This is a genomic window from Streptococcus infantis, from assembly GCF_000963255.1.
In the GTDB taxonomy this organism is placed as follows: Bacteria; Bacillota; Bacilli; order Lactobacillales; family Streptococcaceae; genus Streptococcus; species Streptococcus nidrosiense.
Genome location: NZ_JYOV01000002.1, coordinates 14,274 through 27,366, shown reverse-complemented (window position 1 = coordinate 27,366; position 13,093 = coordinate 14,274). Strand labels below are relative to the sequence as shown.

At 33.4% G+C, this 13,093-nt stretch carries 10 protein-coding genes and 2 tRNA genes; 5 read left to right on the top strand and 7 right to left on the bottom strand.

Going from position 1 to position 13,093, the window contains the following annotated elements:
- Positions 1-2: 2 nt before the first annotated feature.
- On the top strand, positions 3-2,552 hold the full coding sequence (locus tag TZ96_RS00130; protein ID WP_045762407.1) for a YfhO family protein: 2,550 nt from the start codon (positions 3-5) through the stop codon (positions 2,550-2,552).
- Between the two features lie 31 nt (positions 2,553-2,583).
- On the opposite strand, the gene TZ96_RS00125 is transcribed toward TZ96_RS00130, so the two are convergent.
- Positions 2,584-5,247, bottom strand: a complete 2,664-nt coding sequence (locus tag TZ96_RS00125; protein ID WP_045762406.1) for a YhgE/Pip domain-containing protein — start codon at positions 5,245-5,247, stop codon at positions 2,584-2,586.
- Positions 5,248-5,375: 128 nt separating this feature from the next.
- Here TZ96_RS00125 and TZ96_RS00120 point away from each other — a divergent pair, with 128 nt between their 5' ends.
- On the top strand, positions 5,376-5,918 hold the full coding sequence (locus TZ96_RS00120) for a TetR/AcrR family transcriptional regulator (protein ID WP_001158257.1): 543 nt from the start codon (positions 5,376-5,378) through the stop codon (positions 5,916-5,918).
- 211 nt (positions 5,919-6,129) lie between these two features.
- On the opposite strand, the gene TZ96_RS00115 is transcribed toward TZ96_RS00120, so the two are convergent.
- The 6 genes from TZ96_RS00115 to rlmH form a co-directional block, all read right to left on the bottom strand.
- Positions 6,130-6,203, bottom strand: a tRNA-Asn gene (locus tag TZ96_RS00115).
- 120 nt (positions 6,204-6,323) lie between these two features.
- Entirely contained in the window at positions 6,324-7,076 is a 753-nt protein-coding gene (gene comE, locus TZ96_RS00110; protein WP_045762405.1) for a competence system response regulator transcription factor ComE, read from the bottom strand.
- A complete protein-coding gene (comD, locus tag TZ96_RS00105) occupies positions 7,073-8,392 on the bottom strand; it encodes a competence system sensor histidine kinase ComD (protein ID WP_045762404.1) in 1,320 nt (439 codons plus the stop codon). The genes comE and comD overlap by 4 nt, the downstream gene beginning before the upstream one ends.
- A 22-nt stretch (positions 8,393-8,414) precedes the next feature.
- Positions 8,415-8,549 (bottom strand): competence-stimulating peptide ComC, encoded by a 135-nt coding sequence (comC, locus tag TZ96_RS09990; protein WP_080936286.1) that lies wholly within the window; start codon positions 8,547-8,549, stop codon positions 8,415-8,417.
- A gap of 165 nt (positions 8,550-8,714) precedes the next feature.
- Positions 8,715-8,788 (bottom strand) — tRNA-Arg (locus tag TZ96_RS00100).
- Positions 8,789-8,831: 43 nt separating this feature from the next.
- A complete protein-coding gene (gene rlmH, locus TZ96_RS00095; protein ID WP_045762403.1) occupies positions 8,832-9,311 on the bottom strand; it encodes a 23S rRNA (pseudouridine(1915)-N(3))-methyltransferase RlmH in 480 nt (159 codons plus the stop codon).
- A gap of 183 nt (positions 9,312-9,494) precedes the next feature.
- Between rlmH and TZ96_RS00090 the strand changes: the two genes are divergently transcribed.
- The 3 genes from TZ96_RS00090 (at position 9,495) to dnaA (ending at position 13,071) form a co-directional block, all read left to right on the top strand.
- On the top strand, positions 9,495-10,679 hold the full coding sequence (locus TZ96_RS00090; protein WP_045762402.1) for a S1C family serine protease: 1,185 nt from the start codon (positions 9,495-9,497) through the stop codon (positions 10,677-10,679).
- A 56-nt stretch (positions 10,680-10,735) separates the two neighbouring features.
- Complete coding sequence (locus TZ96_RS00085) at positions 10,736-11,494, top strand: ParB/RepB/Spo0J family partition protein (protein WP_045762401.1); 759 nt, start codon at positions 10,736-10,738, stop codon at positions 11,492-11,494.
- Positions 11,495-11,715: 221 nt separating this feature from the next.
- Complete coding sequence (gene dnaA, locus TZ96_RS00080; RefSeq protein ID WP_045762400.1) at positions 11,716-13,071, top strand: chromosomal replication initiator protein DnaA; 1,356 nt, start codon at positions 11,716-11,718, stop codon at positions 13,069-13,071.
- Positions 13,072-13,093: the final 22 nt, after the last annotated feature.

The window sequence follows — 13,093 nt, the reverse complement described above, 5'->3', positions numbered from 1 at the left end:
ACATGAAAACATTTTTCAGAAACTATTGGACCCATCTTATTTCTTTCATCATTCCCCTAGTGATTATGTTCGGAGTCTATCTTTCTCAAGGTATCTACTGGAACAGTGATACTTCACCTTTATTAGGAGATGGATTTCATCAATATGTTATTTTTGATCTTAATCTTCGTAATATTTTACATGGGAGTGATAGTCTATTTTATACTTTTACCAGTGGTCTAGGTCTCAATTTTTATGCCTTGTCCAGTTATTATCTTGGTAGTTTTCTATCTCCTCTTGTTTATTTTTTTGATGTATCAAGCATGCCAGACGCAGTCTATCTGTCAACCTTGTTGAAATTTGGCTTGATAGGTCTGTCAACCTTTTTTAGCTTGAGTAAAATATTCAAAAATATACCAGCCCTACTTCGATTAGCTCTATCTACCTCATATGCATTAATGAGCTTTACAGTTAGTCAACTTGAGATTAAAACCTGGTTAGATGTTTTTATTTTAATCCCCTTAATTTTAACTGGTTTACATCTACTCATAACGGAAAAAAAACGCATTCTATACTTTACAAGTTTGTCAATATTATTTATCCAAGATTACTATTTTGGTTATATGACTGCCCTGTTTTTGGTAGTTTGGTATTTTTGCCAACTTTCCTGGGATTTTAAAAGTCGCAAGTATTCTTTCCTTGATTTTTTCATAACATCCTTACTCGCTGGTTTAACAAGTTTCATCATGACACTCCCAACCTTGTTTGATTTAAGAACTCATGGTGAAAAATTAACCGCTATTACAAAAATAAAAACAGATGCCAGTTGGTATCTAGATCTGTTTGCTAAACAATTCATTGGTGCTTTCGATACAACTAAATATGGTTCCATCCCAATGATTTTTGTTGGCCTCCTTCCTTTTATCTTAACAATTGTATTCTTTACATTAAAATCAATTAAGTTTCACGTGAAACTATGCTATGCAACTCTACTAATTATCATCATTGTTAGTTTTTATATAGAAGCCTTAGATTTATTTTGGCAAGGAATGCACGCACCAAATATGTTTCTTCATCGCTATGCGTGGATTTTCTCTACTCTCTTGATTTATATTTCAGCAGAAGTTTTAAATAGATTTAAGGATATTAAGTTATGGAATATTTTATTCTCAATGACCTTCCTTTTATTTGGCTATCTGGCAACCATTTATTTTAAAAATCATTATTCATTTCTAACTAAATTAAATATACTCTTAACGATTGAGTTCTTAGTGGTATACTTACTATTGTTATTAGCACTTATCCGAAAAATGATTTCTCTAAAAATCTTTTCAATTCTTATTTTGATCTTTACAGTAAGTGAAGTTAGTTTTAATGCTTCATCTCAATTAAATGGAATTACGAAAGAATGGGGATTTGCTTCTCGTAGTACCTATGATAAAGATATTCCAAGTATGGAAGCTATTTTGGAGTATACCAAACAGCAGCCAGATACATTTACACGAACTGAAAAGTTACAAACTCAAACTGGAAACGATAGCATGAAATTTAACTACAATGGCATCTCACAATTTTCATCTGTTCGTAATCGTTCTGCAAGTACAACGTTAGATAAGTTGGGTTTTAAATCTTCAGGTACCAACCTTAATCTTCGTTATGCAAATAATACTATCATTGCAGATAGTTTATTTGGAATCAGCTACAATATTTCTGAAACCTATCCAGATAAATATGGTTTTCATCCAAGCTATCAAAAAAATAATCTAACCCTTTATAAAAATCAATTCGCTCTCCCAATTGCTTTTGCTACACAGTCTCTTTACAAAGATGTCACTTTTAATGACCATACTCTTGATAACCAAACTCAATTTTTAAATCAAATTGCTGGCTTAAATGAAGAGTACTTTTATCCGATAAATCATCATACAGATTCTGGTGACAACGTGGTCAATCTAAACGGAACTGATACTGAAGATGCAACTATCAGCTACAGCATTGAAGTACCAGATAATAGTCAGGTTTACCTTTCCATGACCAAGCTAAATTTTTCAAACGATAAGAAAAAGCAAGTTGACATCATTGTCAATGGTGAAAAAAAATCCTTTACCACAGATAATGTTTTTACATTTTTTAATCTTGGATATGCAGAACATAAACAAACTTTTGATATCCAGGTTAAGTTCCCAGGAAATGCTCAAGTATCATTTGAATCTCCAACTTTCTATCGCTTAGATACTAAGAAATATACGGAGGCTATACGCAAAATAAAAGAAAATCCAGTAGAAGTGAGCTCTTATAAAAATAAAGTCACTGTAAATTATAAGGTAAAGAATGAGACATCGATCTTTTTCACAATTCCTTACGACCGAGGATGGTCTGCTTACCAAAATGGTAAAAAATTACAAATTCAACAGGCACAAACTGGATTTATGAAAATTGATGTTCCTGAAGGTGAAGGAACTATTACCCTTTCCTTTATTCCAAAAGGATTTGTTGCTGGTGCAAGTTGTTCTCTTATAGCCATTATTGTCTTTATTTTTTATGATATTCAAAGAAAAAAATATTCTAGATAAAAAAACAATCGACCGAATTGGTCGATTGTTTTTAGTCTTCTTCAGCTTTTTTAGGTTGATAGGCTAGCATTCCTAAAGCAACAAAAATCATTACTGTAAAGATAAGGAAAATAATCTGACTATGAATATTGCCTGTCATAGAAATGGTTTGTCGCAAACCTGAAACTGAATAACTCATAGGTAACCATGGATTAATAGTTTTAAAGAATTGATTCGTCAAAGCTAAAGGATAAGTTCCTGCACTTGATGCTAATTGAAGGAGTAATAAAATTAAGGAGAAGAAAGCGCCTAGGCGAGAATTCCAGGTTGTCAATGCTGTTACCATCGCCATGAAAGCAAGACTGGTTAAAATGATCAAAGCAAAGGTTTTGAATTCGTGAACTGCAGTAAGTCCAATTAAATGTACTCCACCATAAACTAATACTCCTGCCAAACCAGCAATGATACCGTTAATTTCAAAGCGAGACTTAAACCAAGCCCAGCGACTTTCTGGATGGCGCCCAGAAGGTAATTTAGCAAAAATCATATTAGTTGAAATAGCAGCAACAAAAAGAGCAACTGATATCATATATGGAGCCATGGCAATTCCATTAACTGCTACTTGGTCCGTATCAGTTTTTGAAAGACTTAGAGGATCAGCCAGTAAGTCTGCATTTTTTGGTTCAGTTGAAGCCTTATTCAATTGTTTATCAGCATCTGTCAACCCTTGATTTAATTGACTTGAACCATCACTTAATTTTCCGAGTCCTGATTGTAAAATTTCAGATCCTTGAGCAAGTTGATCTGCTCCACTAGCTATTTTTTCAGAACCATTAGCCAGTTGATTTGCTCCTGAAACTAGCTGGTCTGATTTATCAGCTAATTGTTGAGAACCCGCTTGTAATTGATTAATTCCAGCAGTTAAATCTGATGTTTTATTGTTTACTTGGTTGACACCTGATGCAAGTTTATCAATTCCTGTTGCTAATTCTGGCCCATTCGCTGCTAATTTAGCAGTAGCACCTGTCAATGTAGAAGATTTTTCTGTCAACTGATTAGAGCCTTGTAGCAACTTATTGAAACTTCCTGTCAAGTTCGAATTTTTCGAACTCAACTGACTTGCTCCTAAAGCTACTTGGTCTACAGATTTTGTATAGCTGTCAATACCAGATGCAAGAGTTTGACTAGCTGGCAATAACTGACCATCAATTGCTGTTTGAACCTGTGTTAATCCACTTGACAAACTTGTCAATGTTGAAGAAGCAGTTGGTAATAATTGACTTGAGTGATTCTTTAATTGAGTTAAACTATTTGTTTGAGTGGTTACATTTTCTAAAGAAGATTGTAACGTTTGAACTGTAGTTAAAATTGTTCGTGCTGATTCACTAGTAGAAGATGATTGATTAGAAACCACAGAAGTTATCTCTGCCTGTTGGTCAGGAGTTAAGCTTTGATAAGCACTCGTAGATTGAATAGCTGATAAAGTAGTTTCTTTTTCAGATTGATTTGAAGTAATGATGCTTTGTGCTGAATTTGCAATCGTTGATAGACTACTAGAAAGCTGGTTTGTTACTTGTGTTATCTCTCCACTATCTGCTGTTTGAATATTTTGAATAGCTTGATTAAATTGCTCTAAACTAGTTGCTAATTGTTTAATCTGATCTTTTTGTTGGTTTGCACCATCTAATTGAGTAGAAAGTTCTTGAATACCTTGATTAAGTTGTGTTAATCCTGTACGTAGAGTCTCTGATTTTGTAGAAATCTGATTTGCACCTGATGATAGACTTTGAACTCCATTTGTATAAGTATCAATACCAAGTGAAAATTGATTTAATCCTGAATTGAGTTGAGAAACACCACCTGTATAGGCTTGTGTGCCTGCATCAAGTTGAGTCAATCCTGATACCAGTGCCGGTGTCTGTGAATTCAGTTGGTTTAATCCATTATCGATTTGTGAAATAGCGCTGGTATATTGATTTAAACCAGTATTAAAATTACCAAGACCAAGATTTAACTGATTTACACCAGCTGTATAGGTTCCTAATCCTGTAGATAATTGATCAGCACCATTAGAAAATGTGAGACTCGATTGAGCTAAGGTTTGAAGATTGGTTGATAAGGTTTGACTCCCATCAGAAAGCTGATTCGAACCATCAGCCAACTGTAAACTTGCATTTGCCGCTTGAGATAAACCAAGTTTTAAATCCCCCATCTTATCAAATAAAGCTTTGGTATAAGATTGAGTAACTTTAGCAGCCACAGTCTGTTTGATTTGTGTCATGGCAGAATCACTCATCTTGCTTGCAATAAAACTATGACCACTTGATGTCTGATAGTCAATCGTCATCTGTTCAGGATGATTTGTAAGGATAGAAGAAGCTTTCTCAGAAAGATTACTTGGCAACGTTACAACCATGTAATAATCTCCATCCCGCAGTCCTCTTTCTCCCTCACCTTCATCTACAAAATGAAAATCCAGACTATCACTATCTTTTAAATTAGACACCATGTCTTCACCAATAGTAAGTTTTTCATCATTATAAGTAGCAGCTTGATCCTTATTAACAATTGCTACAGGTAACTCCGAAAGTTTACCGTATGGATCCCACATTGATGATAAGAAAATGATATTGTAAAGAGCTGGAATTAAGGAAATTCCTATCATGACAATAATAAATGTCGGTTTTTTAAAGATTGCTTTCCATTCTTTAAACATATTGTCTCCTTTTTTAAACTACTTGTCTAAATTTTTGATATAATAGATTATACATAAAAAAATTAAAAAGACAAGATAAAAAATCTATTTTTAAACACATTGTCTAAAAATGTTCATCTGGAGGGAACATGCAAGAAAGTAATAAACGATTAAAAACAAAGCGCATTATCGAAAATGCCATGGTAGAATTATTGATGGAACAACCATTCGATCAGATTACAACTGTTAAATTAGCACAAAAAGCTGGAATTAGCCGCTCCAGTTTCTATACTCATTACAAAGATAAATACGATATGATTGAACATTACCAAAGTAAACTATTTCACACCTTCGAATATATCTTTCAAAAACATGCTAATCACAAACGAGATGCTATTCTAGAAGTATTTGAATACTTAGAATCAGAACCGCTTCTAGCAGCTCTTTTATCTGAAAATGGAACCAAGGAAATTCAAAATTTCCTGCGAAATAAGCTTCACATCCTACTGAGCACAGACCTTCAAAAACGTTTTATGCAACTCAAACTAAATGAAGTAGAATTAGAATACAGTAGCGTCTATCTAACAAATGCTCTCTTTGGAGTCTGTCAAACCTGGATTGCCCACGGAAAAAAAGAAAGTCCACAAGAAATCACGGACTTTTTGATGAAAATGTTAGGGGATACAAATTAATAAAAAGCTCTATAATAGTTATAGGAAATCAAACCCCTATGGATATTATGGAGCCTATTTTGTTGTTCTTATTAGGCTAAGGTAATACAATTTTCTTAGTTTTATTTTCGGACAAAAATCATTCTCTCTCAATATATTGAATATGCCTTCCCTCATTACATCGAACAAAGAATCAAAAAAGGAACACCAAATTAGTGTTCCTTTCATCTGACTCCGCCAGTAGGACTCGAACCTACGACATCATGATTAACAGTCATGCGCTACTACCAACTGAGCTATGGCGGATTAAATAGTCCGTACGGAATTCGAACCCGTGTTACCGCTATGAAAAGACGAATTCTTAACCAACGGACCCTCTACCTGTAGCAGATATAACCATTATATCAATTTATCAAAAATTGTCAATTACTTTTTTTGGTTTTTAGCCATTAGTTCTCTCAATTTTTTAGTTTTTAGACGAGAGATAGGACAACGATGATCTTCATAAAATACAACTTCCATTTTTTTACGATCAATTTCTCTCACATTACCAATATTGACTAAAAATGACTTGTGAGCTAGATAAAAACGTTGGGTTTCCCTATCCTTTTCTTGAATATCTGTCATTGTTCCATAGAATTCTTTGGCAAAATTCTTACCTACAATTCGTAATTTATGAGAAGTTCCCGTTGTTTCAATGTAGAGAATATCATGATAAGGAATACAAAGATCATTTCCTTTATAACTATAATCAAAATAATCAACGACTGATTGGTTTTCAAGTAAAGTAGTCTTAGTGTAAAGCACACAGTCGGCAACTCTATTTTTAAAAACTTGATCACTGGTTTCTTTATCAATAAAATCCAATGCTGAAACTTTGTATTTATAAGTCAAAGTAGCAAATTCAGATCGACTTGTAATAAAAACAATAATGGCATAAGGATTGCGATGACGAATAAATTGAGCAACCTCAAATCCTTTTCTCTCAATCCCATTGATATCAATATCTAGAAAATAAAGCTGATTGACTTCATCATGCTCTACATATTCCATAAATTCTCTTACTTTTCCTGTTGTTTTATAGGAGATAGGAATATTTGTTTCCTTAGAAATTTTATTTAGAGTTGTTTCCAACCTTACTTGGTGTTCTATAATATCTTCTAAAATTAATACTTTCATATCAGTTCCCTCTTAAATCTAATTACTTGTTTAAATACATCATTATCAATTTCTGTTTCTAAAATAACATTGTCATATTTTCCTAAAATTTCTTTAACATTATTAAGTCCAAGTCCTCTATGTCTTCCTTTAGTTGAAAATCCTAATTCAAATAAATCTTCGGATTTTACCTTTCTTTTTTTACAAGAGTTTTGGATGACAACTAGGGTTTCAAGATCCAACTTGATAATAGCTACCTCTAGTTGTTTTTGATAGCTTTCAACTGCCCCTTCAACAGCATTATTGAGCAGAACGCTCATCACGCGCACTAAATCTAACAATTCCATAGATAAAGGTGTAATAATATCTTTTACCTCTAATGTGTACTCTACATCATTAGTTTTCGCATTGACAATAGATTGGGCAATTAAACTACGAAGTGCTGAATCCTCAATATTGTTCAAATCGAAATAGGTATACTTGTCTGAACGTAATTTTTGATTCGCCTTTACAAGTACTTCACTGTAAACTCTGTCAATTTCTTGTAAATCTTTACTTTCGATCGCCATTCTTAAGCTGACAAGCATGCCTGTATAATCATGGCGAAAACCACGAATTTCATTATATAAAGTAACAATCTCATCCGTGTAAGTTTGTAAATGTTTTTGCTCAAACTTCTTTTGTTCCAATTCAATCTCTTTTTCTATCTGAACTTTATGAGAATTCATGGAGAAAAAAGTCAAAAGTAGGCCAACAAAAACAATGGATGATAAAATACTTCCAAAACCATTTAAGTGACGAATCGTACTCACAATATCTGAAGTGAAAGAGACAACGTGTAGAAAAATAAATGCAAAGAGCACTTTCTTCAGAAAAGGATATAGATAGTCTTTATCAAAATATTTAAATTCGAGATGGAAATAAGACACAACAACTTTAATAACCAAATAAGTTAAGATCAGGATAAATAGAGAAAAATAATTGTTATACTTCAATGCAAACTCATCTCCTGTAATAGATGATAAGGTTACTGATAAAAAGTTATTAGTACTATTATATAAAAGAGAAAATAATAGACTGATAAAAATTCCCTTAGATTTCTCATACTTCTTAAATCCAACAAAGTAACCAAATAGGAGGAAAGGAAATAAAAATTTAGACAAACTAAAACTATCTAATTTCAAGAAATAGAGAATTATTTCCAATACTAATGGTATTAGAAATATATAAAGACTAAAAAAATATTGGTCTTTTCTAGTTGCTTTACAAACCCATTCATGAATTTTACTAATAATAAAAACATAAACAATAGCAATTACTAATCCGAATAAATTCATTATTTCCCACCTTTATTTTTACTTACTTTCTTTTTGGAAAAAGAAAATTATTTATTGTATATGGAGGTCTCCATTCCCCACCTCTGATTTCCTGCAGTTCTTTTTCGTTCAATTCTTGGAAATCTTTCATTTGAGCAAAATCTGTATTCTTTTTCATAATATAAACTCCTATAATGTTTTTCTTGTAAATTAACTTACAAAAATATTATATAAAATCTACGATTCCTATAGAGAATTATTTCTCAAATGCTCAAATTTTATTCTGAAATGTCAAATTTTTACAAAAAAAGCTGGGATTTTTTCCCAGCTTACGATTTAACACTGATCCCAGCAGGATTCGAACCTGCGACCGTTCGCTTAGAAGGCGAATGCTCTATCCAGCTGAGCTATGAGACCTTACTAATCTATCTTATCAAAAAAAGCTAGCTTAGTCAATCATCTATTTATGATAGGGAGAGCCCTGTTGAATCGAAAACGCTCTATAAATTTGTTCTACTAAGACTAATCTCATTAGTTGATGAGGAAGCGTCAATCTCCCAAAACTAACAGAGAGATTGGCTCTCTTTTTCACCTCTGGAGATAGTCCTAAACTCCCACCAATGATAAAAGTGATTGTCGAAAATCCATTGATAGAAGCTCTTTCAAGCTGCTTACTGAACTCTTCAGAAGAAAAAGTTGTTCCTTCAATAGCTAAAACAATTACAAAATCACGTTCCCCTACTTTAGCAAGAATGCGGTTCCCTTCCAACTCCAAAATCTTTTGATTTTCAGATTCGCTGGCCCGATCTGGTGTTTTTTCATCAGCCAACTCAATCATTTCTAGATTAGCAAATCGTGAAATTCTCTTGGAGTATTCTGCTATGCCATCTTTGAGATATTTTTCTTTCAGTTTTCCAACTGTTACCACTTTAATTTTCATTCTTCTATTCTAACATATTCACACTCAATTTCACATCTTATTCACAGATAAGATTTTGAAAAACTTCAATAAATTCACAGGTTTTTGAAAGTTATCCACAAGTTGTGAAAAACTTTTTGTTTTTAAGCTTGAATTAAGCTAGCTATTTTATACTTTCATTGATAAAAAAACATGGAGGCTTCTATGAAAAACTTACAAACTAGTTCCAAAAAATGGGGACAACTTTTAGTAGTCATTCTCATTAGCTTTTTTAGTGGTGTTTTAGGTACTTTTACCACATTGCAACTCAGTCAAAAACAAAATAGTGGTACGACAACTACAACGACTGTAAGCAAAACAGCTGTAAAAAATGAAAACTCAACTACTCAAGCAGTTGATAAAGTTAAAGATGCTGTTGTATCTGTCATTACTTACTCATCAAACTCTCAAAACAGTTTACTCGGATCTGATGAAACTGATACAGATACCAATGCTGAACAAGTATACAGTGAAGGTTCTGGTGTCATTTATAAAAAGGAAGGGGATACTGCTTACCTTGTAACCAATACTCACGTTATTAATGGTGCTAAAAAAGTTGATATTCGTTTAGCAGATGGTACAAAAGTCCCTGGTGAAATTGTGGGTTCTGATACTTATTCAGATATTGCCGTTGTAAAAATTGCTGCAGATAAGGTCACAACAGTAGCCGAATTTGGTGATTCTAGTCAACTAACAGTTGGAGAAACAGCTATTGCAATCGGAAGTCCTCTAGGTTCTGAATATGCCAATACTGTGACACAGGGGATTGTATCAAGTTTAAATAGAAATGTATCTCTAAAATCTGAAGACGGACAAGCTATCTCAACTAATGCTATCCAAACAGATACAGCTATTAACCCTGGGAACTCAGGTGGTCCTTTGATTAATATCCAAGGCCAAGTCATCGGTATTACATCAAGTAAAATTGCCTCTAATGGTGGAACATCTGTCGAAGGTCTCGGTTTTGCCATTCCTGCAAACGATGTAATTAATATTATTAAGCAGTTGGAAAAAGATGGAAAAGTAACTCGACCTGCTCTTGGAATCCACATGGTTAACTTATCAAATCTTAGTACAACTGATCTTCAAAAACTAAAACTTCCTGGAAATGTTACTTCTGGTGTAGCTGTTCGTTCTGTTCAAAAAAATATGCCTGCCAATGGACATCTGCAACAATATGACGTCATTACAAAAATAGATGATAAAGCTATTTCTTCCACTACTGAATTGCAAAGTGCTCTATATAGTCATTCTATTGGAGACAGTATGACTGTTACTTACTACCGTGATGGTAAGGAAGAAACAACAACTATTAAATTAGATAAAAGTACTAGTGATTTAGATAAGTAGTTTACAGATATGTAAAGTTGCTTTACAGAATATCTAAGTTGTGTTAATGTAGAATTATGGAAGAATTTAAAATTGTTCAAATAAAAGATATTCAAAAAAATCCCTATCAACCTCGTAAGGAATTTTCAGAAGAAAAAATTCAAGAACTGGCACAATCTATTAAGGAAAACGGCTTGATTCAGCCTATTATCGTTAGAAAATCTCCAGTACTTGGATATGAAATTCTAGCTGGAGAAAGACGGTATCGTGCTTCAATAGCTGCTGGACTTTCAGAAGTTCCAGTCATTGTTAAGCAACTTTCTGATCAAGATATGATGCTTCATTCTATCATTGAGAATCTCCAACGAGAAAATTTAAATCCTATCGAGGAAGCTAAAGCATATCAATCCTTAATTGATAAAGGTTTTACCCACACAGAAATTGCTGAAAAAATGGGGAAATCTCGACCTTATATTACAAACCTAGTTCGATTGTTAGGATTACCTAAACATATCCTGACAGAAGTTGAAAGTGGTAGACTTTCTCAAGCTCATGCTAGACTCCTCATTCAATTATCAAGTGATAAACAAGATAAACTCTTGAATCGTATTCAAACTGAAAATCTCTCTGTTCGACAAGTTGAACAAATACTACAAAAAACGAAGAAGAGCAGCAGAAAAGAAAAAGACCACTTTGTCAAAGACGAAGAGCAAAAATTGAAAAAAATACTCGGATTAGATGTTCAGATTAAGCTACAAAAAAAAGATAGTGGTAAAATTTCAATTTCCTTCCATAACCAAGATGAATACCAACAATTTATTAACAGCCTGAAATAAGGCTGTTATTTTAGTATTCTTAACTAACATGGTTATCCACTACATTTTAGTTTTTAAAAGCCCAGTATTTCAGAATCTTTCTTAGTTATCCACATTTTGTGGATAACATTTAAAAACATTGTTAATTGTTTTCCACAACTTGTGGAAAAATAATCTTATCTATGGTAAAATGATTCTATCAATAAACCTTTTAAATTCTATAGTAAAGGAGGAGAAAATCATTGAAGGAAAAACAATTTTGGAATCGTCTTTTAGAACTTGCACATGATAAATTAACTCAGTCAGTTTATGATTTCTATATTTTAGACGCAAAACTGGTTAAAGTTGAAGAAAATACTGCAACGATTTTCTTACCCCGCGATGAAATGCAGATATTCTGGGAACGAAATATCAATGGGATGCTTTTAGCAGCAGGTTTTGAAATCTATGATACTGAAATAAAAGCTCATTATATCTTCACGAAAGTTGAAGAAGCTAGCTCACAAGTAGCTTTCGAGTCTGAACCTGGCAACGATTATCAACCAAGTCAATCCACTATTCCATATTCTGAAACTGGACTCAAGGAAAAGTATACTTTCGATAATTTTGTTCAAGGGGATGGTAATGTTTGGGCTAAGTCTGCTGCTTTGGCTGTTTCTGAAGATCCAGGATTAACTTACAATCCTCTATTTATCTACGGAGGGCCTGGACTTGGAAAAACTCACTTGTTAAATGCCCTTGGAAATGAAATTCTAAAAAAGAGCCCAAATGCGCGTGTAAAATACATACCTGCTGAAAGTTTCATTAATGAATTTCTAGAGCATTTGAGACTCAATGATATGGAAAAATTCAAGAAAACTTACCGTAGTTTAGACCTCCTACTCATTGATGATATTCAATCACTTAGTGGAAAGAAAGTACAAACTCAGGAAGAGTTTTTCAATACATTTAACGCCCTTCACAATAATAATAAACAGATTGTTTTGACGAGTGACCGTAGACCTGAACATTTAGAGAGTCTGCCCGAACGTCTGGTCACGCGCTTCTCATGGGGATTAACGACAGATATCACACCACCTGATTTTGAAACACGTATTGCTATTTTACAGAGTAAGACTGAACATCTCAACTATCACTTTCAGAATGATACACTCGAATATCTGGCTGGACAATTTGACTCTAACGTGCGAGAACTCGAGGGAGCACTCAACGACATAAGCCTAATGGCCAAAGTCAAAAAGATTAACGATATCACAGTTGACATTGCAGCTGAAGCTATCCGTGCTCGTAAACAAGACGTTAGCAAAATGATCGTGATTCCAATTGATAAAATCCAGACAGAAGTTGGAAACTTCTATGGTGTTAGTGTCAAGGAAATGAAAGGAACTAGACGTGTTCAAAATATCGTTTTAGCCCGTCAAGTTGCCATGTATCTAGCCAGAGAAATGACTGATAATAGCCTTCCTAAGATTGGAAAAGAGTTTGGTGGTAAAGACCACACAACGGTCATTCACGCTCATGGAAAAATCAAATCCATGCTTGAAACAGATGATAATTTACGTATAGAAATTGAAAACATCAAAAAGAAAATTAAATAACTTGTGGATAACTTTTTAAAAA